The organism is Xanthomonas sp. NCPPB 3761 (genome assembly GCF_041475705.2).
GTDB classification, from domain to species: Bacteria; Pseudomonadota; Gammaproteobacteria; order Xanthomonadales; family Xanthomonadaceae; genus Xanthomonas; species Xanthomonas phaseoli.
In genome coordinates this window covers 650,066-672,272 of sequence record NZ_CM191262.1, presented here as the reverse complement: position 1 = coordinate 672,272, position 22,207 = coordinate 650,066, and the positions used below count along the sequence as shown (strand labels likewise).

Sequence of the window (22,207 nt, the reverse complement as noted above, 5' to 3'; positions counted from 1 at the left end):
GCCACCGAGCATGCGCCACGCGCACACGTTGACGCGCGCACGACCTACTTCAACGGTTGCTTCTCCAATCAGCACCGCAGGACAAGCAAACAAGGCTCCGGATCATCACCACAACCGGTCGCTTGCTGCGCTATGTCTCGCTCGGCCTCGTCAAGCGCCTGGGGGCCGCCCCGAACATGCGCTTGAACGCATGGCCGAACGCGCTCGGCGACTGGTAGCCGACGCGCTCGGCAACGCGGGCGATATCCAGAGCGGTTTCAGCAAGCAGCCTGTGCGCCAACAGCATGCGCCACTGCGTCAGGTAGTGGAGCGGCGCCTGCCCGACCTTCTGCGAAAAGCGCGACGAAAACGCCGAGCGCGACATGCCCACGCGCAAGGCCAGTTCGGCCACTGTCCACGCGTGAGCGACATCGCCGTGCATCAGCGCGAGTGCGGCACCGATGTGGCGATCGCCAAGTGCGCCAATCCAGCTTGTGTGCGCCTGTCTACGCGCGTGCATGTAGGCCCGAATGGCTTCCACCACCAGCACTTCGGAAAGACACGACGCGACCCGGGCGCTGCCCATCCGATGCCGGCCCATTTCCGCATCGAGCAGATCCAGTGTCGTGCGCACGGCCAAGGCGTATGGCGAGACACTCTGGATCTTCATGAGTCGCGGCAGCGCATCGATCAGAAAGCCACTGTTCTCGCCGCTGAAGAGGATGCCCGCACCAAGCAGCACGGTGTCGTCGCCATCGCCCAGACGCAGGCTCTGCTGCCCGGCATAACGCGAGACGCCATCGACAGGCGCGCGTTGCGGATCGCTCGCGACAACGTAGGGCGTATTGCCGATCAGCAGCACATCGCCTTCGACAACGCGCGTGGGCGCCCGCCGTGGAAGACGTATCCAACATTCTCCGCGTATCACCGCGACCAGCTTGAGCCGATGCTTTTCCGGAAACGACAGCGCCCAATCGCCACGCGCTTCCAGGCGGTTGAGTCCGGCGCTCCTGGCGCCCAACGCAGCCAGAACCTGCGAGAGCGGGTCATCCTTGGACGATTGCGACGAAATCATGGTTGCCAAAGCATAATCCATCCAGGCCGCAGCGCTACCGTGGGTGGCATATCCACACCATGGAGCACGCAATGACGATCGAAAACAAGGTCGTGGTCATCACCGGCGCCGGTAGCGGCATGGGCCGGGCCACGGCGTTTCACCTGGCCGCGCTCGGCGCCAAGGTGGTGCTTGGTGCACGCCGGGAGGCGCGCATTGCCGAGGTCGCCAGGCAAATCACCCTATCCGGCGGGCAGGCGGTCTACCGGCCAACCGACGTTACTGTGCACGAGGACGTCCTGGCCTTGGCGGACCTGGCCTGCTCGCAGTTCGGGCGGCTCGACGTCATGGTCAACAACGCCGGCATCAGCCCACTGTCTCGATTCGATGCCCTGCAAGTGGAGGCGTGGAACGCGATGATCGACGTCAATCTGCGCGGCGTACTCCACGGCATTGCTGCCGCGCTGCCGATCTTTGGGCGCCAGCAAAGCGGCCATGTCATCAACGTGGTCTCGACAGCAGGGTTACGCATCGTGCCGACGATGGGCGTTTATGCGGCGACCAAGAACGCGGTCAGAACCATCAGCGAGGCCCTGCGCCAGGAATCGGGGCCGCACATCCGCGTCACCGAGGTCTCGCCCGGCATGGTGCAATCGGAGTTACTGGACACCGTGAGCGACCCGGCGCTGCGGCAAACCCTGCCGGCGCAGTCCGAGGCGAGCGGCCTGCCCGCAGAAGCCATCGCGCGCGCCATCGCCTATGCGATCGATCAGCCAGCTGATGTCGAGGTCGGCAGCCTGGTCATCCGCCCGACGGCGCAAACCTAGTGGGCATTACTGCGCTCCGGCACTAGCAGGGCCGTAGTTCTTGCAACGTTTGCGGCTTGAAGATCCAACCGTGCAGCACCCTGCGCTGATTGTGCTCAAAAGCCGCTCTCCGTGCCTGTACATGTCTCGGCTGAAATCTGCTGCACCTCGCTATCAGGCTGCAGGGCAACGGTTCGTTTGTCACCCGTACCGAACCTCTGATAACGGACCAGAGCCCCTCTTTCCATCACGAATTAGTCTTCATCCCCCGAAAACGTTGGGCACGCCTCGTCGCCCGCGTACCTGCTTTGCACAGCGCGCCGCTCGCGGAGGCGTGGAAGCCCCACGCCAGGCAAACTATAAACCTCACACCATGCGGTGTTGAGGTGCGATCGATTGCTCGCGCTGCTGCTCCTGCTGCTGGGATTGCTGTTGACGCTGCGTTTCTCCAAGCGACTGCAATTGCGCCAAGGATTGCTCAACCGGCTGTGCAATCGCGTCGCTTGTCTTCATATGCGCCATCTTATGAGCGGGGTCGTTCAACGCGCCTTCCACCACGAAAACGTTCTCACCCTGTCTCACGGATTTTGTATTCTCGCTCAGTACGACGTGATCGATCCGCGATAGTCCGTTTTCCTTCGCGAGATACGCGCTGCTTGCTGCAAGGCGGGCGCTGTTATCGTCGTACTCTCGACCGAGCCCTCGCTCAAGGCGGCGAACGGCTTCTTCTGCCTGGCGATGAAGCGGATCTTGCGTGGGTGCGGAACCATGGATATTTCGATAGGTCGGCGCTGCATCGTGATCGTCCCTATTGAGCTCCGGTGGAAATATACGCGGAGCGATTTGCTGCAACGTCGCGGAATCGATATCTCCCGTCGGAGAGAGGCCACGGGCCTGCTGGTAGCTGATGACAGCCGGCTGCATCGACAGACGGTACACACCATCCTCCTGAAGCAGCTGGTTATCTGCGCCTCGGAATCCCTCTGCATTCAATATGCGCTGCACCTGCCGCACGATGTCAGACGATTCGCCAATGCGGATGGTGCCGTCGTCCACAATTGGCCTCGGCTCGATGGGCGTGTCCTAGATTTTGTGTAACCGGGCCACAGGCAGGAGACTGCCACCTAACCCGGAGACACCATGAGCCCACGCACACATGAGGTACCCGACGAGCTGCTTAGCAGCCTGTTGGTCAACTACACCAAACCCGAGGATCTGATCGGCGAGAACGGCCTGCTCAAGCAGCTGACCAAGCGGTTGGTGGAGCGGGCGCTGGACGCGGAGATGACCGAACACCTCGGTCATGACAAGCATGAGCCGGTCGCCAACGCGGCCGGCAACACGCGCAACGGACGCAGCCGCAAGACGCTCAAGGGCGAGTTCGGCGAGCTGCCGATCGAGATTCCGCGTGATCGCCACGGCAGCTTCGCGCCACAGCTGATCCCCAAGCACCAGACCCGCTGGGCCGGCTTCGATGACAAGATCTTGTCGTTGTACGCGCGCGGCATGACCGTGCGCGAGATCCAGTCGCACCTGGAGGAGATGTACGGCACCGAGGTGTCGCCGAGTCTGATTTCCTCAGTCACCGATGCGGTCGTCGAGGAGGTCAAGGCGTGGCAGGCGCGGCCACTGGATCCGGTCTATCCGATCGTCTATCTGGACTGCATCCACGTCAAAGTGCGCGAGGGCGCGGTGCGGGTCAAGGCGGTGTACCTGGCCATCGGCATCACCATGGGCGGCGAGAAGGAAGTGCTGGGCCTATGGCTGGCGCAGGCCGAGGGTGCCAAGTTTTGGCTGCAAGTCGTGACGGAGCTACGCAACCGCGGGGTGCAGGACATCTTCATTGCCTGCGTCGATGGCCTGAAGGGGTTTCCCGAGGCGATCGAGGCGGTGTTCCCGCAGACCACCGTGCAGCTGTGCATCGTGCACATGGTGCGGCACAGCCTGAACTACGTCTCGTGGAAACGCCGCGCCGAGGTTGCCGCCGATCTCAAGCGCATTTACGCCTGCGCCACCGTCGAGGAGGCCGAGCAGGCACTGACCGAGTTCGAGGCCAAGTGGGACGCCCAGTACCCGCCCATCAGCCAGTCATGGCGGCGCAATTGGTCACGACTGATCCCGTTCTTCGACTACCCACCGGAGATCCGCAAGGTGATCTATACGACCAACGCCATCGAGTCGGTCAACATGAGCCTGCGCAAGCTGACCAAGAACCGCGGCGCGTTCCCCAGCGACGAAGCCTTGATGAAACTGTTCTACCTGGCTCTGCGCAACATCACCAAGAAATGGACGCTGCCGATCCGCGACTGGAAGGCTGCGCTGAACCGCTTTACGATCCAGTTCGAGGGGCGACTTCCTCAGCGGTAACCCAAACCACGGTTACACAAAATTCTGCACACGCTCGAGAAAGTGTCGTCAATGCGATCTAGAAGAATCGTTGAATACAGCGCAAGCGGCATATCCGTTGACTCAGCCCTTACTCCTTGAAGAAATGCTTTTGCGTCACTAAGCCCATGACAGGCTTGCAAGGCGGCAGTTTTGAGGTCCAACGCCCAGAAGCTCCAGCCTGTTTGACGGAGAACTTCGTTGGCGATTGCTAACACCTTCGACCAGTCCTGAGCGGCTAACGACTCCTGCGCAGAGAGCTTCAAAGAAAGGTAGGCGTTGAGCCTATGCACGTTCCCCTCAAATATCACGAGGGACCATTTCATCTCATTTGCCAGCGTGACCGGCGTAATCGGTCCGTTATAGGCAAGACTCCTAGGGGTAGAAGCAAAAGCGCCAAGCAGTCCTCTGTGAGCAGGCGCACAGACCTTTAACTCATCCCTTAACCGCCGGTACGCATCCGGACGCAGCTCCGCACGGATGTCACCTAGTGTTTTCAATGCTTGAAAGCTAGAACGGGCCGAAATACTCCTCAGCCGCTGCCTAATAGTCTGCTTTTGCTTGCCAGCCATGCGAGTGTCCCTGTACGCATCAATATTTTTGATTATGTTGTTCCACTACTTGTGGAGCCCATGACAGTACCGTAGTAAGCCGCGCAACGCTCTCATTTCACACCAAAATGATAAACGCTTGCCTTGGAGCAAAAAAAAGGGCGGCCAAGGGCCGCCCCCTGTACTAAAGGCTACTCAAACCCCAACAGGATTCGCCTTCTCAGGATCAATCTTGTACTGCTTGATCGCCCGGGCCACATCCTTGCCCGTCATCTTGCCATCCTTCGCCAGCGCAGCAATCGCCGCATGCGCGATGTAGTAGCGGTCGACCTCGAAGAACCGACGCAGATTCGCACGCGTGTCCGAGCGACCGAACCCATCCGTTCCAAGCACGGTGTAGGTCATCGGGACGAAGGCGCGGATCTGGTCGGCGAAGGCGCGCACGTAGTCGGTGGCGGCGATGGCCGGGCCCTGGCGGCCTTCCAGCAGCTGGGTGACGTAGGGCTTGCGCTGTTCGGCCTCCGGGTGCAGGCGGTTCCAGCGTTCCACGGCGTAGCCGTCGCGGCGCACTTCGTTGAGGCTGGGGCAGGACCAGATGTCGGCGGTGACGCCGAAGTCCTTGTCCAGCAGCTCGGCCGCGGCAATGGCCTCGCGCAGGATGGTGCCGCTGCCCAGCAGCTGCACGCGCAATTCGCCCTTCTTGGGCTTGCCGGCGTCCTTGAGCAGGTACATGCCCTTGATGATGCCTTCGGCTGCGCCTTCCGGCATGCCGGGGTGGGCGTAGTTCTCGTTCATCAGGGTGATGTAGTAGTACTCGTCGATCTGGTCTTCCATCATCGCCTTCATGCCGTGCTGCATGATGACGGTGACTTCGAAGCCGAAGGTCGGGTCATAGCTACGCACGTTCGGGATGGAGCCGGCGATGACCTGGCTGAAGCCGTCTTCGTGCTGCAGGCCTTCGCCATTGAGCGTGGTGCGGCCGGCGGTGCCGCCGAGCAGGAAGCCCCGCGTGCGCATGTCCGCTGCCTGCCAGGCGATGTCGCCCACGCGCTGGAAGCCGAACATGGAGTAGTAGATGTAGAACGGCAGCATCGGCACGTCGGACACCGAGTAGCTGGTACCGGCGGCCATCCACGAGGCGATGGCGCCCGGCTCGCTGATGCCCTGCTGCAGCACCTGGCCGGTCTGGTCTTCGCGGTAGTACATCAGCTGGTCGGCATCGACCGGCTTGTACTTCTGGCCGAACGGGGCATAGATGCCGATCTGGCGGAACATGCCTTCCATACCGAAGGTGCGCGCCTCATCGGCCACGATCGGCACGATGCGCGGGCCCAGCTCCTTGTCGCGCAGGGCAATGTTGAGGCTCTGCACGAACGACATGGTGGTGGAATAGCTGCGCTCGCCGCTGTCCTTGAGCAGGCGCTCGAACTTGTCGAGCGTGGGCGCGACGAAGGACTTGCTGGCCTTGGGACGGCGCGACGGCAGGAAGCCGCCCAGCGCGCTGCGACGTTCTTTCAGGTACTGCACTTCCGGAGAGTCTTCGCCGGGGTGGTAGAACGGCACCTGGCCGTCTTCCAGCTGGGCGTCGGTGACCGGGATGTTGAAGCGGTCGCGGAAGTGCTTGACCGCCGCGTCGTCCAGCTTCTTGGTCTGGTGGGTCGGGTTGAGCGCTTCACCGGCCGAGCCCATGCCGTAGCCCTTGACCGTCTTGGCCAGGATCACGGTGGGCATGCCGGTGGTGTTCACGGCCTGGTGGTAGGCGGCATACACCTTGTGCGGGTCGTGGCCGCCACGGTTCAGGCGCCAGATGTCGTCGTCGGACAGGCCGGCGACCATGGCCGCGGTTTCCGGGTACTTGCCGAAGAAATTGGCGCGGGTATAGGCGCCGCCGAAGGCCTTGCAGTTCTGGTATTCGCCGTCGACGGTTTCCATCATCAGCTTGCGCAGCACGCCATCGGTGTCCTTGGCCAGCAGCGCGTCCCAGTAGCCGCCCCAGAGCAGCTTGATGACGTTCCAGCCGCCGCCACGGAACACGCCTTCCAGTTCCTGGATGATCTTGCCGTTGCCGCGCACCGGGCCGTCCAGGCGCTGCAGGTTGCAGTTGACCACGAAGATCAGGTTGTCCAGGCCTTCGCGGCCGGCCAGCGCGATGGCGCCGAGGGTTTCCGGCTCATCAGACTCGCCGTCGCCGATGAAGCACCACACCTTGCGGTCGGACTTCTCGATGAGGCCGCGGTTTTCCAGGTAGCGCATGAACTGCGCCTGGTAGATGGCGGCCAGCGGGCCCAGGCCCATCGACACGGTGGGGGTCTGCCAGAACTCGGGCATCAGCCACGGGTGCGGGTAGGAGGAGATGCCCTGGCCGTCCACTTCCATGCGGAAGTTGTCCAGCTGGGACTGGCTGATGCGGCCTTCCAGGAAGGCGCGGGCGTAGATGCCCGGGGCGCTATGGCCCTGGATGAACAACAGGTCGCCCGGATGGCTATCCGAAGGCGCGCGCCAGAAGTGGTTGAAGCCCACGTCGTACAGCGTGGCGCTGGAGGCGAACGAGGCGATGTGGCCGCCCAGGTCGCCGGGCTTGCGGTTGGCGCGCACGACGGTGGCCATGGCGTTCCAGCGGATGATCGAGCGGATCTTCCACTCCAGCGCGGAATCGCCGGGATTCTTGGCCTCGTTGGCCGGTGCGATGGTGTTGACGTACTCGGTGGTGGGCGAGAACGGCAGGTAAGCGCCGGCGCGGCGGGTCTGTTCGACCATGCCTTCCAGCAGCTGATGGGCGCGCTCCGGGCCTTCAACGTCAATGACGGCCTTGATCGATTCGAGCCACTCCTGGGTCTCGAGCGGGTTCGGATCGTTGTGCAGCACTTCGTTCAACCAGTTCATTAGCGCTCCCGGGGGGGACACACCCCGCGGGTGTGTCGACATCGTGAATTCGTGAACCCCCAAGTGTACCGCACGCACCTGTTGCCATTCCTCGCTACGGGTGCGTATGGAATGGGACGGTGCCGTGCGATGGCTGAGGTATCGCTGCCGGCTGGAGCGAGGATCCGGCGCAGCTGGCGCGACCGGTGTACGACCAAAGGATGAGGGCCTACGGCGGGCGATGGACGGCCGCTGCCGTACCGGGTGGGCCGATGTGCATGCCCACCCGTAGGAGCGCACCTGGGCGCGAGGGGCTTTCTCGGTAACGCCCTCGCGCCCGGGTGCGCTCCTACGTAATGGCGGGTCTGTGGGTGCGGCTGGGTGCCGTCGCCAGGACATCCCGGCGGCGGGCGCCGCCGATGTGGGAGCGGACCTGGCCGCGAAGGGCTTTATCGGTGAAGCCCTCGCGCCCGGGTGCGCTCCTACGCGATGGCGGGTCTGTGGGTGCGCTGGGTGCCGTCGCCAGGACATCCCTCGCGGCGGGCGCCGCCGATGTAGGAGCGGACCTGGCCGCGAGGGGCTTTATCGGTAACGCCCTCGCGCCCGGGTGCGCTCCTACGCGATGGCGGGTCTGTGGGTGCGGCTGGGTGCCGTCGCCAGCACATCCCAGCGGCGGGCGCCGCCGATGTAGGAGCGGACCTGGCCGCGAGGGGCTTTCTCGGTAACGCCCTCGCGCCCGGGTGCGCTCCTACGCAATGGCGGGTCTGTGGGTTCGGCTGAGTGCCGTCGCCAGGACATCCCTCGCGGCGGGCGCCGCCGATGTAGGAGCGGACCTGGCCGCGAGGGGCTTTATCGGTGGCGCCTGTCGCGCCCGGGTGCGCTCCTACGGGATGGCGTGGTCTTTGGGTTCGCGCCAGGACATCTCCTGCGGTGGGCGCCGCCCCCTAGCAGCGTGCTGTCAGAACGCTTGCAGCGCTTCGGTCAGCTGGCCGTTGTTGTTGACCGCGCCCATGGTGTACCCCTGCCAGCCCGGGTAGGCATTGGGCTCCCAATAGAACACGCCCAGGACGCGCGCGCCGATGCTGCTGCTGCGGCTGAGCAGGTTGCTGAGCATGGCGCGGGTGGTGGCCGCTTGCTGCCAGTCCATGCCGACCTCGGAAATCACCACATCGCTGCCGTAGCGCGCAATCATGTCGCGCATGTTGGTGTCCAGACGGCTGTTGTAATCCTGCCAGCTGCCAACCGGCGGGTAATGCGACATGCCGATGACGTCCCACTTGCCGCCGGCCGAGCGCAGGTTGTCGAAGAACCAGCGGAAGTTGGCGTTGTCGTAGCCGTTAGCCAGATGCACGACGACCTTGGCGTTGGGATACACCGCCTTGGTGGCGTTGTAGCCGCTGTTGATGAACTGGCCCAGGGTGGCGAAGTTGGGCGTCTTGCCCTCGTTCCACAACATGCCGCTATTGATCTCGTTGCCCACCTGCACCCAGGTGACGGTGATGCCGTTGTCCTTGAGGTATTTGAGGATGCCCTGGGTGTGGCTGTACACATCGGTATTGAGCTGGGCAACGGAGTGGCCGGCCCATGCCGCCGGTTTGGTCTGCTTGCCCGGGTCGGCCCAGCTGTCGCTGTAGTGGAAGTCGATCATGATGCGCATGCCTTGCGCAGCGGCGCGCTTGGCCTTGTCCAGGGTGTCGCGGCCATCGTTCCAGCCGCCGGACGGGTTGACCCACACGCGCAGGCGGATGGCGTTGCCGCCAACATCCTTGAACAGCTTGATGAAGTCGGTGGTGTTGCCGGCTGCATCGCGAAAGACCTGCGGCGGATTGTTGGCGGCCTGTTGGTTGATCCAGCTGACGTCCGCGCCTTTGGCGATGCCTTGCGCGCTAACGCCGGCGCTGCACAGACACAGCAGCAGGATGAGCCATACACGGTGGTAGTGCCTGCACAAAATGGTCATGGAACGCTCCCTTGATCGATGGATGTCGCGCCGGGTGGCGCCTTGCGTGATCCCCTGCCTTGCCTCGTATGCGTGCGCGGGGTGGCCAGTGCCTGGCCGCGCATCGCTGCAAATCCGCGGCGATTCAAGCACGGCCGCACAGCACGGTTGGGACCGCTATAGATGGGGGGAGTTGTGGCATAGCTCGACGCAGGAAAACCTTGCGTTCGCACATGTCGTGCGGGCCAGTTGTTGTGCAGATGCAGCAGCAGCGGTGCGCGTGACTGCGCGAACGAACGCAAAAACGCCGGGCAGGCCCGGCGTCTTGATGCAAGATTCGATGGTGGCGATGCCGTCCGGATAGTGGCGATGCCGTGCGGGTGGCTTGCGGCACGGCTGCAGCGTGATGTGTCACTTCACACCCAAACGCGGCAGCGCCACGCCTCCCCACTCAGCCCATGGCGCGTGCGCCCTGCTGCTGTTGCTGGGTCTGCGCCTGTTGCTGCTCCAATGCCACCGACTGACGCGCCGCGTTTTCGGCAACGCGTTGGCTGCTTTGTTCCAGCGGCGTATTCATTGCCGTCATCGTGTCCACGCTCACGCGCAGCTGTGCCGGGTCGTCGACGCGGCCCTGCACGGCGAAGGTGCGTGCGGCATCCGGGCTCATCATCACCGCGTCGATGCGCTGGCCACCGGCGGCGTGCATTTCCGATGCGAGCGAACCGGATAACTGCGCGCTGTGCTGGTCGGGCGTGCGCCCGGCACGTGCGTCCTGCGCATGCACGCCGCGCTGGGCATCCTGGAACAGGCCATTGCCCACGTGTCCCGGTTGATCGATCCGCAAGGAGGTGTGGCCGTTGCCGTGCTCGCGTGCGTCGCGTTTGGCCGGCTCGCCCGGCGCGAGCGGGCCGCGGATGGCGTCGATGGCGTCTTGGCCGAGGCCCTTCGGACCCCGACTCAACAAGGTGATTCCAGTCCGGATCTCGTCCAGATCGGATCGATACTCGTTGATCATTCGCTTGTTTTGATCCGCGAGTTCACGCGCCTGCGGGTTATTAAGCGGAGATCGCTCATCCAGGAAGTTTTTGATGGTATGCGAACCGAGCGAACTGACTGCAGATGTCACAGGCGAATCGGGAATCAGGAAATTCAACCTGCTGTTGCTGTAGCCCATTGCACTGAGCGTTGCGATCTCGTTGGGCCTGGCATAGATGCGCACTTCTCCGTAATGCGGAGATGCTGCGCTTACGGGATCGGCGGCCATGACGTGATTGATCACGCTGTTGCCACCTTCCGGGATGCGATACGCCAAGCTCGCTGCACCGTAAGCGTTGAAAGTTTCTCCTTTCAGATCGAAGTGGTGCGCGCTGACCTGCGCAAGCGCTCCGCCTAGCGAATGGCCAGTCACGGTCACCTCCGGAGCGTGCCCGGTGCGCTGCTCCTGCTTGGCTGCATAGCCAAGTGCACTTTTCGTCAGGGCGATCGCATCCTCCGCTTGCGGATTGATGCACTGAAGCACCATGGAGCCATCTGCCTGCATCGCGTCACGCAGGACTTCTTCGGTACCCCGGTGGGCGACGACGATATCGCCGCCGCCGACACGTTGATAGATCGTTCCCTGATAGCCCGTTCTTGGATTATTGACGTGCTCCAGGATTTCGTAACTCTCGCCACCAACATCCACTCGCTCACGTTCGCCGGGGCCGCGCTTACCGACCTTGTGATCGACGTAGCCCTCGTTGGAAAGAATGGCGTATTGCTGCGAGGTCGGTTTCACGGCGAGACCTCTTTGGCTGCAAGGGTTACCGAGAATAACTGGTCGCGCAATTCCGGCTTGAAATCCGACGCCGAGGGCAAGCCATTATCGGCATAGTCTGCAATATCTTCCTTGGGATAACCGCCTTTCCAGAAGTACAAAGTGACCGGCTTGCCAGCAATGACATCCTTGGTCTCGATGAATGGCAGAAATGCAGTTTCCTCTTTTTTACCTGTCGCCTTCAGGGACACCCGCGCACCCGTCATGTCCCAGTGACAGACCCCACGCCCGTAATAATCTTCGTCACGCATGAGATCGAGGTAGATAATTCCTTGATATTCCTGCTCAGAGACTTTTTTCAGCACAACCGGCTCGCTGCTCGTGATGCGCTGTCCAACGCCTGTTTCAGGATGAATCTGGCCGCATTCGCTGTCGTTGCTGACGTCGTACTGTGCATACCCGTTCACTGCCGTAAACGGACCAGGCGCCTTGTCCAATGTGAGCGTCAGCGCATAGGCCTGACGCGGGCTCGGATTCAACTTGGCAAGACCGCGGCCGCCGGCCTGGACGTCGGCTGCTGCAGTGGCCTCGGTGGCGGGGGAGTGGGTCTGGGTCATGCTGGTCTCCGGGGGGTGACAGGCCGTAAGCAAAAGGGCCAGCAGGCTGGGGGTCAACATCTGGCGCAAGGCCGGCCTCCGTGGCAGTGGGGCAGCCAATCTAGTCCGCTCGCGTTCGGCCGGTCAATCGAGACCAGGTGAGGATGAGGCTGCCAGGAAGAGTTGTGCGTGGCAGCAAAGCTGCCATCATCCAGCGCAGCTGCTGCCCCCAAGAGTGCGCCATGCGCAACCGCCCGCGATCACTGCCGCAACACACATCGGTCGCCGCACGCATGCCCTGGCGCCGCAGCTTGCGCATGCGTGTGCTGCTGGCTGCCACCGCCGTGCTGGTGGCCTTGCTGGCAGTGCTGGGCAGGGTGTTCTACCTGGGCGCGCGCGCCGAGCTGGTGGAGGCGGCGCGCACCGAGGTGGATGGTTTGACCGAACAGACTGCGCGCAGCCTGGCGGCCTTGCTCGATTCGGTGCAGGTGAGCGGGCGCACGCTGGCCGCCAGCAGTAGCGGCGTGGGGCTGCAACCGTTCAATCTGCGTGCGTTGCTGCTGGCCACGCTGACCGGCGACCCGGATATCGGAGCGGCGCGGCTGATCATTGCGCCACGCACGCAGAAGGCCCAAGACAGCGGGTTTGTGTGGTACGTGCACCGCAGCGGCACCCACGTCTTGGAAAAATCCGCGCTGGAACTGGGCTACGACTATCGCGCAATGCCCTGGTATCTGCGCACCCAGCGCGAGGGCCGCGCATGGTGGTCCGAGCCCTACCTGGATGCCAACGGCGGCGGCCTGTACACCAGCTACAACCTGCCGCTGCGCCGGCCTGGCGATGCACCGGATACCGCGCCGGTCGGCATGGTGAGCGTGGATCTGCCGCTGCAGCATCTGCGCGAGATCATCGACCAGCTGCCGCGTGATATCGGCATCCAGACGATGCTGCTGTCGCCGGAAGGCCTGCTGGTCTTCAGCCCTGATCCGGCACTCAATCTGCGCCATTCGCTCATGGCCTACGTGGCCCGTTCGCGCCCGGATCTGCGGCCATTGCAGCGCGCCGTGGCGGCCGGCCAGCCGATTTCGTTTTCGCATACCGCGCCCGACGGCGAGCACTTTCTGACCCATAGCGCGGCGGTGGGGCGCAGCGGCTGGACCTTCGTGTTGTCGGCCTCCGAAGGCTATGTGCTGGCCGGCCTGAACTGGCTGGCGGCGTGGGTGGCGCTGGCCGCGCTGCTGGGCGCGATGGTGTGGTGGTGGTTGATGCGGCGGATCACGCGCAAGTTGACGCGGCCGATCGAAGAACTGACAGACACCGCCGAGCACTTCCGGCGCGGCGAATTCGAGTACCCGTTGCAGCACATCGAGCGCGACGACGAGGTCGGCGTGATGGCACGCGCCTTCGACAGCGCGCGCGATGCAATCCGCCACCACATCGCCGAGATCGGCGAGATGACCGCCGCGCGCGAACGCATGCACAGCGAGCTGCAGATTGCGCGCGAGATCCAGCAGGCGATGCTGCCTTCCGGGCGCACCTTCGACCGCGCCAGTTCGCATCTGGAAACCTGCGCATGGCTGGAACCGGCCAAGGCGGTGGGCGGCGATTTCTACCACTTCGTGGAAACTGAACCGGGCTTGCTGTGGTTCGTGGTGGGCGATGTCTCCGACAAGGGTGTGCCGGCGGCCTTGTTCATGGCGCGCGCGGTGAGCGTGCTGGAGATTGCTGCGCGCCGGTACACGCGCCCGGACGCGATCTTGATTGCCGCCTCCACGCGGTTGGCCGAGAACAACGAGACCTGCATGTTCGCCACCGTGCTGTGCGGCCTGATCAACGTGGTGAGCGGCGACTACTGGCTGGCCAGCGCCGGACACGAGCCGCCGTTGTTGATCGATATCGATGGCAAGGCGCGCCCGTTGCCGCTGGAAACCGGTGCGCCGCTGGGAATCGAGCCGCAGGAGTCCTACCCGGTGCTGCAGGGCCGCATGAGCGCCGGGCAGACCTTGCTGGGCTACACCGATGGCGTGACCGAGGCGATGGACGAGCGCGGCGCCAGCTACGGTTTGGAACGGCTCGTGGCGGCACTGCACCCGCGCCGCAGCGCAGCAGCGCAGTGCAAGGCGGTGATCGCCAATATCGCCCGGTTCACCGGTACCGCCGATCCCTACGACGACATCACGCTGCTGGCGATCCGGCTGCGCCAGGAGCATGCTGGGCGGGTCGCACACGCTGGCCGGGACGCGCCCGGAAAGGCAACGACTGCATGAAGCTCGATTTGGCCATCGCGCCATCGCTGGCCCAACTGGCCGGCGCCAACGATGCGCTGGAACAGTCGCTCACGCTCGAGGGCCTGCACGCCGAGCGCATCGGCCAGGTGCGATTGATCGTGGAAGAGCTCGGCTGCAATGCGCTGACCCACGGCCAGTGCGCCGCACAGCCGCTGCGTTTGCAGCTGCAGCTGGACGCGCAGGCGCTGGTGTTGGAAATGCACGATGCCGGCAGCGCCTTCGACCCTTGCGCTGCGCCCATGCCCGAGGTGAGCGACGAGCTCGACGACCGCACCATCGGCGGGCTGGGGTTGTTTTTGGTCCATCAGTTCGCCGATCACATCGACTACCGCCGCGATGGTGCATATAACGTCGTGCGCGTCACCCTGCTGCACCCGTACGCCCCTGTCCCCGAGGCCCTGTCATGACCACCCTTGCCATCCAGATCGACCCGCCGCAAGACACCCGTCAACGCGTCATTCTGACCGGGCGGCTGGACACCCATACCTACCAGGACCTGGACGTGGCGCTGTCGCCGTTGCTGGGCACCCGCATCACCACGCTGGTGCTGGACCTGAGCGCACTGGAATACATTTCCAGCGCCGGCATCCGCTGCATCTTCAAGGCGCGCAAGGCGCTGGCCCAGCGCCAGGGCAAGGTGCTGGTGAGCAACCCGCAACCGCAGATCCGCAAGGTCTTCGACATGGTCAAGGCGGTGCCGTTGAGCGACGTGTTCGCCTCCACCGAAGAGCTGGACGCGTACCTGGCCGCGATGCAGCGCAAGGTGATCGAACAAAGCGCGCAGAGCGATACGCCGATCGTGCCGCACTTCGCCGAAGCCTGAGCGCAGCTGTACTCGCGACTGCGCTCACCGCCGTGTGGGCGCGGCAAGGCGCGGTGCGGCTTGTACCGCGCGCCGCACGGTCGCTGCGGGCCTTCCTTCTGAGCGGACGCCTGCGCGCCGCGTTTCCAGCGCCGCCGACGTCGCCTGCGCGCACATGTGGGGACCTGTGTGCGCGGGTGCCGGCACCACCTTGGTTAGGCTATGACGCCTTTTCCTGCGCGTTGCCATGCCTGCACTGATCATTTTTGATTTCGACGGCACGCTTGCCGATTCGTTTGGTTTTTTTCTGAGCACGCAGCGGCTGCTGGCCGAGCGACATGGCTTTCGCGCGGCACAAGCGCACGAGGTCGACGATGCCCGTCGACTCAGCACGCGCGAACTGCTCAAGGCATCGGGCCTGAGCGCCTGGCGCGTGCCATGGGTGGCAGCCGACTTCATCCGGCTCATGCGTGCTGCGCCGCCGGTGGCGTTGTTTCCCGGTATTGCCCACACCGTGAGCGCGCTGCATGCCGCGGGCACCCGGCTGGCCGTGGTGTCGTCCAACTCCGTGGAGAACGTGCAACGCGCGCTCGGCGCAGCGCTGAGCGCCAGGTTTGCCGTCATCGAAGGCGGCGCGCATCTGCTGGGCAAGCAACGCGCCTTGCGTCGTGTGCTGCGTGCCACCGGGCACACTGCATCGCAAGCGGTCTACGTGGGCGATCAGGTCGCCGACTGGGAGGCCGCACAGGTCGTGGGCCTGCCGTTCGCCGCAGTGGCTTGGGGCTACGCGCATCCGGAGGTGTTTGCCGGATTGGCCGGAACGCAGCTGATCGCGCGGGTGGAAGACCTGCTTGCGCTGGGGACGCGCTAGCACCAGGCGCGCCCTCGTCCGCCCTTCGGGCACCTTTTCCCACCGGTGGGAGAAGGACGTGACGACAGCTTGCGGCCGGCCGCTGGCCCGAGGTGTGCCAACGACGTGGTCCGCCTGTATCGATGGCCGCGCGCATCTGTTGGGTAGACGGCGTGGTTTCGCCGCGTGTTGCGCGCCGCCGCAGATACCCCGTCACAGGCAATGCATGTGAGATCAGGTCGCCGATTGGGCAGCGAACCCATATGCCTGCCCTGCGGTTGGCTTGCTGTCGCTGTTGCTTGCGCAGTTGGTTTCATCCAAGTCGCCTCAAAGCGAGCCGAGCACTGTCGTCATGCGTGGCCGAGGAGGCACCCTCGTCTGAGCGAAGCGAGTTTGGGCGCCGTGCCGCAGCTAACGCCGACCCGACCCGCAGACACCGGCCGACGCATCCACGTTGTATAGAGTCCGGTCTCCTCCGCGACACGACGATCCGCGACTGCCCATGACCGCACCGCCGCCCTACCTGGTCACCCCCAAGCTGCAACGCGCCACCGACGCCGATGTGCAGATGCTTGCCGACTGGCTGGGCCATCCCTTGACGACCGGCTACGCCGAATACGTGACCCGTTGGGGGGCCGGCACCTACGACAATCGCGTGATCGTGCGCCTGCCCGCCGAGATCATCGCCGAGACGCCGGCCGAACAGGCATTCGTGCGGGAATACTTCGATGAGTTCTGGGGCGAGGACCACACCTTGAGCCGCGACGAAGCGGCTCAGGGCGTGGCATTCGCGTACTCGCTCGACGGCGACAAGATCTTCTACAGCCACGCACGCCGCGCACTGTTCGTGCTGCCGCGCCAGGACGAACGCGTGTACTGGATGCCGCAGGGTTTGGCCGACCCGCTGGACTGGGGCGCTGCCGGCCCCGCCCTGCGCTCGGCCTTCGTCAGCTTCGATTCCGGCATCGATCGCGCCACTGTCGAATTGTTCACCGTGCAGGCGCTGAGCGTGGATGCCGTCGCCGATGCCATCCTGCGATTCGCACCGGCGGCCCATCGCACGGATGCGCCGTGGGGTGTCCTGCTCTATCTGCCCGACGTGTATGGCCGCGCGCAGCTCACCCAGGCGCACGGCGACCTGCGCGTTGGCGTACGGCTCGACTACGACACAGAACACTTGCCCCCGGTTGCCTCCATCGTCGCGGCCCTGGAAGCACTGGGCATGTTCGTGACGCAACGCACCGCGTGACGCATACCTGGTGCTGACCGTGAAACTCTCAGTTGTTCGCCCGCCAGGCGAACACCTGTTCGACATCAAGCATCACGCGCATGCCACTCTCCGCGCGCGACTCGCTCAGGCGTGGCTCCCTTGATCGGCCGGGTCAGTCCCCAGCTGCCGCACGTGATGCAGAGTGCAGCACTCCGCCCCGTTCAAGCAGACAACTACACCCCGCCCGAGCGCGGCAACGGCGCCGGTACATTCAACATGCCGCCGGCCGCCACGTAGGCAGCCAGTGCCTGGCCCTGGCTCAGCAAATGCCCGTGCATGGTGCGCTCGGCGCCTTCGGCATCGCCACGTCGCACGCAGTCCATCAATTGGCGATGTTCGGCCAGCGATTGCGCCATGCGCCCGGGCGTGAGCAACTGACGACCGCGGTGCATCTTCAAGATGCGGTGCAGATCGTGCGTCACCCGGATCAACCACGGATTGCCGGCGTACTGCTGCACGGTTTCGTGGATCAGGTAATTGTTGCGGTAGTACTCGGCCACATCGCCGGCCGCCGATGCGGCTTCCATCGCCGCATGCAGCTCTTCCAGGCGCTGCACGCCGGCCGCGTCGATGCGCTTGACCGCATCGTGCGCGCAGCGGCCTTCCAGCATCGCCATCACCGGGAACAACTGGTTGAGGTCTTCCAGCGTCAGCCGGGTGACCCGGCTGCCGCGGCCGGCATCCAGTTGCACCAGGCCTTCGGCAGCGAGCAGCTTGAGACTTTCGCGCAGCGGCGTGCGGCTGATGCCGAGTTCCTCGGCCAGGGCCGGCTCGTCGATCCACTCGCCCGGCGGCAGCGCGTAATCGTAGATCTTCTGACGCAGGCGCTCGGCCACTTCCTCGTACAGCGGCACGCGCTTTTTGGAGGCGCGCGAATCAGGAGCGAGGGTCATGGTGGGCAGGCTGTCGGCATCGGGGCGGGGCGCCCATTCTACGTGGGCGCCCCGCTGCGCTGTGGCGTGTGGCCCGCATCACAGCCAGCCCGGCACCACGAAGACCAGCCACGCTGCCAGCGGCCCCAGCAACACCACCAGGCCGCTGTAGATCAGGAAGCGGCGGAACAGGCCGTCGCGTTCTTCCTTGGCGGCCGAGGCCACCACCAGCGCGCCGTTGGTGGAAAACGGGCTGACATCGACGATGGTGGAGGACACTGCCAGCGCGCAGATCACCCCGGCCGCACCCAATTGGCCCTGCATCAGGAATGGCACCGCCAACGGAATGGTGGCCCCCAGCACCGCTGCCGAGGAGGCAAATGCCGAGACGATACCGCCGACGTAGCAGACCAGCAGCGCGCCCAGCAGCGGCATGCCGATGTGCGAGACACCGGTACCGATGTAGTCCACCGCACCGGATTTTTCCAGCACGGCGATATAGGTCACTACGCCACTGATCAGCAGCACGGTAGACCAGCTGATGCCATCCACCGCGCCTTTCTGTGCGTTGGGCGAAATCAGCGCCAGTGCCACCGCGACCGTGATCGAGACCAGGCCGACGTTGAGGTTGTAGATCAGCGCGGCCACGCCCAGGCCGAGCAGGCCGATCAAGGTGATCACGCGGTCGCGGGTGATCGATACCGCCTCCAATGCCAGCGGGTCGGTGGACAGGGTGCCGCCGCCCGGCGCCACCAGTGCACCGTGCCCTTCGATCGCAAAGCCGCGGTGCGACGCCTGGTCGCCGCCAACCGCAACGTACTGCGCATCGGCCAGCGACAGCTCCTGCCGACGCATCAACTTCAGTCCACCGAAGGCGCAGAAGCAGATGATCGCCATCATCAGGTTGAAGCCCAGGCTGGTGAGGAACACCGCCATCTCGCTGACGTCCAGCCCGGCTTTTTCGACAACCTTGTTGGTGATGCCGCCATACACGCTGATCGGCGAAAAACCGCCGCCCTGTGCACCGTGGATCACCAGCAGCCCCATCATCAACGGATTGATGCGGTACTGCTTGGCAAAGCGCAGCGCCACCGGCCCGATGATGGCCACCGCTGCCGGCCCCAGCGCACCGAAGGCGGTCAGCAACCCGGTAATGACGAACATCACCCACGGGATGGCGACGATGCGCCCCCGCACCGCACGCACCGCCCAATGCACCAGCAAATCGATGGTGCCGTTCTTCTGCGCGATGGCGAACAGATAGGTAATGCCGACCAGGGTCAGGAACAGGTCGCCAGGAAAGCCGGCCAGCACCTCCTTGCCCTCCAGCCCCACCCACACGCCGCCAATGATGAAGGCCAGCGCGAACGCCACCGCCCCCATGTTGATGGGCAATGCAGTGGCGACGATGAACATGATCACCAAGCCAAGAATCGTTGCAATTTGCGGGGTCATGCGCCCTCCCAGACACCTGATACGCGTACAGCACGGATGGCCGCCCGCCACCCTGGGGTCACACCGTGTGCAGCACCTGCCTGATCGTCATGCCGCGCGCTCGCACGCAGCCGTGACCCATTCGACAACACCGTGGGTACTGTGGAATTCGTCCACCGAGCGCGCTTCGCACGCCGGCAGCACCTCGCGCGCCATGCGCGCCAATGCGCTGCCAGGGCCGAGTTCGAGAAACACGCGTGCGCCGCGTTCGGCGGCTTGCACCAGCACGTCGTACCAGCGCACGGTCTGTGCGATCTGCCTGGACAGCGTGTCGACCACCAGGGCGTGCGTGCCGACCGCACGTGCATCGATGCCTGCCAAGACGCGCAGCTTGGGGGCGATGAGGTCTGCGCTTGCCAGTTCTATGGCAAAGCCTTCGGCGGCCTCGCTCAACCACGGCGTGTGCGCCGGCACGCTCACCGGCAGCAAGGTGACGCGCGCACCTTGTGCGCTGGCAGCCTCGCCAAGCGCCTGCAATGCGGCGCGCGGACCGCCGAGCACGGCGTGATCGTCGCCGTTGATGATGGCGAGCGCTGCGCCATGCGTCTGGCACAGCGTTTCCAGGGCGCGCAAGGGCACACCGATCACCGCAATCAGCCCCGCCTGCTGCGGGCTGGCCGCATCCATCAGCCGGGCGCGCGTCGCTGCCAGCTGCAGGCAGGTGTCGGTGGACATGCTGCCGGCCACCGCATGTGCAGCAAGCTCGCCAACGCTATAACCGAGCACCAGCAGCGGCGTGGGAAGCTGCGTGCGCAGTGCCTGCCAATGCGCCAGCGTGCCGGCGCAGACCAGCGGTTGTGCGATGGCATTGGCGTAGCGGCCCGGATCTGCGGCCACTGTATGTGGTGCGACGCCCAGCACACGCTGTGCGCTGGCCATGACGGCGGCTGCCGCAGGCGTATCGCCCAGTCGCGCGAACATCTCGGTGTGTTGGCCGCCTTGGCCAGGGCAGAGCACGGCCAGGCTCATGCGCTGGCCTGACCGAGTTCGCAGGAATGGCCTGCGCGCGCGCTGGCGTGTTCCATCGTGCGAGCAATGTGCCGGGTAACCTGGATGCGGCGATGGACTGGCGGGCACCATGCGAGGTTTGTTGCGACCACAGGCAGGCCAGCAGTCGCTGTGGCTGCAAGCAAAACGCTGCGGCACTGCGTCTGCGCATGCACCACATGTGCTGCAGCCAGCGAGCGAGGACGGCTCATGCCAGCTCCTGCCGATGCAGGAACCATGCACAGGCCAGCAGATCCGCGCTGCCGCCAGGGCTCAGGCGACGGGCGACAAACTGCTGGCCGATGGCATGCAGCTGTGCGCGCCATTGCGGATGCGCAATGCCGCCGTCGGCAAGGAAGGCATTCGCCTGCGCCTTGGCAAATGCCAGGCCTTCCGCCCCGCCACGATGCAAAAGATTGAGATCGTCCACCTGGGCGATGAGCTGCATCAAGGTCTGCGCCAGCGCTGCCTCGCGCGTGGCGCCACCGGCAAGCGTGGTCCGCAATGCAGGCAGGGCGATCTCACGCAGCACTGGATAGCCTGCCGCGGCTTGTTCGCGCACGCCACCGATGCGGTACTGCGCACGCACACGCTGGCCATGGCTGTGCGGGTTCAACGGTGCAGCCTGCAATGCATCGCGCCAGGCGCGTACGCCGTCGCAGACGTGTTCTGCAGTGGGCCGCCGCCCCTGCGCAACCCACAGGCGCGCCGCCTGCGCAGTGAGCAGCCCCAGGCTGAAAATCGCACCGCGATGCGTATTGATGCCACAGGTTGCGCGCAACATCGCCGACTCGGCCCCGATGCCCAGCGCGCGGAGCCGCTCGAATGGCGCGTGGTCGATGCCGGCCTGGGCAATGGCGATAAAATAGCCACGCAAGGCGAACAGGCTGCGCATGAAGGTGGCGGCATCCATGTCGGTGTGGCTGCCGCTGTCGAATGGCGTCACCAAACCCGGCTTGGGCGCGCAGGCCAGCTCCGCATGCAGGGCGCCTACTGCCAGACGACCGAGCCGGTAGGCAGCATCGCGTGGCGGTGCAGGCGCATTGTCAACCCAGGTTTGCTGCAGCTGTGCGCTCATGCCGCACTCCGGACCGGAAACAGCGCAGCACGCGGCAATAGCCGGCAATCCTGGTTGGATTTCACCAACACCTGTTGCGCGTTGCCGGCGTACTCGCGCCAGTTCACCGCGTGGTCACCGGGCAACAGCAGTTCGCCATCGGCACGCAGTCCGTGCCGCTGCTCCCAGCGCTGCAGCAGCGTGACCACCGCGTGCGCGTGCTCGGGAGTGTGGATGGGCCACAGCAGGTCCAGATCCGATTGCGCATGCACATAGGTCAGCCCGGTCAGGGCTTGCCAGGCGAAGCTGCCGAACACACGCGTGTGCAATGCGTGCGCCTGCGCGTGCGCGAGCAGGGCCTGCAGTGCCGGCTGCAGCGCGACCGGCGCATGCGGCATCACCGCATCCAGTGCCAGTGGCGCGGTGCAGCGTGCGATCTCGGTCGCGTGTGCGTGCAGGGCCAGGCGCTGCTTGCCTTCGCCGGGCGGCAGCGGCACGCCAAGCCGAACGGTGCCGGGTGCCTGACTGCCATCGCCACGCGCCACCACCGCGGGCAGGCCGGCCGCGAACCACTGCTGCAACCGTGGCTGCGCGCCAGGCGTGACGGCCTGCCACTGCGCATCCTCGCGCAACCACACCAGGGCGTGGCGGCCAGCCAT

The 22,207-nt window shown here is 64.8% G+C and carries 19 protein-coding genes; 7 read left to right on the top strand and 12 right to left on the bottom strand.

Annotation, left to right across the window (positions count from 1 at the left end; genetic code table 11):
• Window positions 1-130: 130 nt before the first annotated feature.
• A complete protein-coding gene (locus ACCQ00_RS02965) occupies window positions 131-1,075 on the bottom strand; it encodes an AraC family transcriptional regulator (protein ID WP_039574491.1) in 945 nt (314 codons plus the stop codon).
• Window positions 1,076-1,125: 50 nt separating this feature from the next.
• Between ACCQ00_RS02965 and ACCQ00_RS02960 the strand changes: the two genes are divergently transcribed.
• A complete protein-coding gene (locus ACCQ00_RS02960; RefSeq protein ID WP_039574489.1) occupies window positions 1,126-1,860 on the top strand; it encodes an SDR family oxidoreductase in 735 nt (244 codons plus the stop codon).
• Window positions 1,861-2,205: 345 nt separating this feature from the next.
• On the opposite strand, the gene ACCQ00_RS02955 is transcribed toward ACCQ00_RS02960, so the two are convergent.
• Window positions 2,206-2,913: a peptidoglycan-binding domain-containing protein gene (locus ACCQ00_RS02955; RefSeq protein ID WP_236493355.1), complete on the bottom strand. Its 708-nt coding sequence runs from the start codon at window positions 2,911-2,913 to the stop codon at window positions 2,206-2,208.
• A gap of 66 nt (window positions 2,914-2,979) precedes the next feature.
• On the opposite strand from ACCQ00_RS02955, the gene ACCQ00_RS02950 reads away from it, so the two are divergent.
• Window positions 2,980-4,206, top strand: a complete 1,227-nt coding sequence (locus ACCQ00_RS02950) for an IS256-like element ISXax1 family transposase (RefSeq protein ID WP_011345585.1) — start codon at window positions 2,980-2,982, stop codon at window positions 4,204-4,206.
• On the opposite strand, the gene ACCQ00_RS02945 is transcribed toward ACCQ00_RS02950, so the two are convergent.
• From ACCQ00_RS02945 to ACCQ00_RS02925, 5 genes are all read right to left on the bottom strand, one after another.
• Window positions 4,197-4,796 (bottom strand): hypothetical protein, encoded by a 600-nt coding sequence (locus tag ACCQ00_RS02945; protein WP_127446453.1) that lies wholly within the window; start codon window positions 4,794-4,796, stop codon window positions 4,197-4,199. The genes ACCQ00_RS02950 and ACCQ00_RS02945 overlap by 10 nt on opposite strands.
• Window positions 4,797-4,970: 174 nt before the next feature.
• Window positions 4,971-7,658, bottom strand: coding sequence for a pyruvate dehydrogenase (acetyl-transferring), homodimeric type (aceE, locus tag ACCQ00_RS02940; RefSeq protein ID WP_039567877.1), 2,688 nt, complete (start codon window positions 7,656-7,658; stop codon window positions 4,971-4,973).
• A 937-nt stretch (window positions 7,659-8,595) separates the two neighbouring features.
• Window positions 8,596-9,597, bottom strand: coding sequence for an arabinogalactan endo-1,4-beta-galactosidase (locus ACCQ00_RS02935; protein ID WP_039567878.1), 1,002 nt, complete (start codon window positions 9,595-9,597; stop codon window positions 8,596-8,598).
• Window positions 9,598-10,027: 430 nt separating this feature from the next.
• Window positions 10,028-11,353, bottom strand: coding sequence for an XVIPCD domain-containing protein (locus ACCQ00_RS02930; RefSeq protein WP_372354060.1), 1,326 nt, complete (start codon window positions 11,351-11,353; stop codon window positions 10,028-10,030).
• Window positions 11,350-11,949 (bottom strand): hypothetical protein, encoded by a 600-nt coding sequence (locus ACCQ00_RS02925; protein ID WP_039567926.1) that lies wholly within the window; start codon window positions 11,947-11,949, stop codon window positions 11,350-11,352. The genes ACCQ00_RS02930 and ACCQ00_RS02925 overlap by 4 nt, the downstream gene beginning before the upstream one ends.
• 137 nt (window positions 11,950-12,086) lie before the next feature.
• Here ACCQ00_RS02925 and ACCQ00_RS02920 point away from each other — a divergent pair, with 137 nt between their 5' ends.
• The 5 genes from ACCQ00_RS02920 (at window position 12,087) to ACCQ00_RS02900 (ending at window position 17,117) form a co-directional block, all read left to right on the top strand.
• Window positions 12,087-14,195 carry a SpoIIE family protein phosphatase gene (locus ACCQ00_RS02920; protein WP_039567882.1) on the top strand — a complete coding sequence of 703 codons (2,109 nt, stop codon included), beginning with the start codon at window positions 12,087-12,089 and terminating at the stop codon, window positions 14,193-14,195.
• Window positions 14,192-14,623: an ATP-binding protein gene (locus ACCQ00_RS02915; RefSeq protein WP_039567883.1), complete on the top strand. Its 432-nt coding sequence runs from the start codon at window positions 14,192-14,194 to the stop codon at window positions 14,621-14,623. The genes ACCQ00_RS02920 and ACCQ00_RS02915 overlap by 4 nt, the downstream gene beginning before the upstream one ends.
• Complete coding sequence (locus ACCQ00_RS02910) at window positions 14,620-15,039, top strand: STAS domain-containing protein (protein WP_017155892.1); 420 nt, start codon at window positions 14,620-14,622, stop codon at window positions 15,037-15,039. The genes ACCQ00_RS02915 and ACCQ00_RS02910 overlap by 4 nt, the downstream gene beginning before the upstream one ends.
• 226 nt (window positions 15,040-15,265) lie before the next feature.
• On the top strand, window positions 15,266-15,889 hold the full coding sequence (locus tag ACCQ00_RS02905; protein ID WP_039567884.1) for an HAD hydrolase-like protein: 624 nt from the start codon (window positions 15,266-15,268) through the stop codon (window positions 15,887-15,889).
• A 481-nt stretch (window positions 15,890-16,370) separates the two neighbouring features.
• The gene (locus ACCQ00_RS02900) at window positions 16,371-17,117 is read left to right on the top strand and encodes a hypothetical protein (protein WP_039567886.1); all 747 of its coding nucleotides are present in this window, start codon (window positions 16,371-16,373) and stop codon (window positions 17,115-17,117) included.
• Window positions 17,118-17,311: 194 nt separating this feature from the next.
• Here ACCQ00_RS02900 and ACCQ00_RS02895 read toward each other — a convergent pair whose 3' ends face one another.
• The 5 genes from ACCQ00_RS02895 to mdcG form a co-directional block, all read right to left on the bottom strand.
• Window positions 17,312-18,031 carry a GntR family transcriptional regulator gene (locus ACCQ00_RS02895; protein ID WP_039567887.1) on the bottom strand — a complete coding sequence of 240 codons (720 nt, stop codon included), beginning with the start codon at window positions 18,029-18,031 and terminating at the stop codon, window positions 17,312-17,314.
• Window positions 18,032-18,109: 78 nt separating this feature from the next.
• Window positions 18,110-19,465 carry an SLC13 family permease gene (locus ACCQ00_RS02890; protein WP_039567889.1) on the bottom strand — a complete coding sequence of 452 codons (1,356 nt, stop codon included), beginning with the start codon at window positions 19,463-19,465 and terminating at the stop codon, window positions 18,110-18,112.
• A gap of 87 nt (window positions 19,466-19,552) precedes the next feature.
• A complete protein-coding gene (gene mdcH / locus ACCQ00_RS02885) occupies window positions 19,553-20,473 on the bottom strand; it encodes a malonate decarboxylase subunit epsilon (RefSeq protein WP_039567891.1) in 921 nt (306 codons plus the stop codon).
• Window positions 20,474-20,699: 226 nt separating this feature from the next.
• A complete protein-coding gene (mdcB, locus tag ACCQ00_RS02880) occupies window positions 20,700-21,569 on the bottom strand; it encodes a triphosphoribosyl-dephospho-CoA synthase MdcB (RefSeq protein ID WP_372354059.1) in 870 nt (289 codons plus the stop codon).
• Entirely contained in the window at window positions 21,566-22,207 is a 642-nt protein-coding gene (gene mdcG, locus ACCQ00_RS02875) for a malonate decarboxylase holo-[acyl-carrier-protein] synthase (RefSeq protein WP_039567900.1), read from the bottom strand. The genes mdcB and mdcG overlap by 4 nt, the downstream gene beginning before the upstream one ends.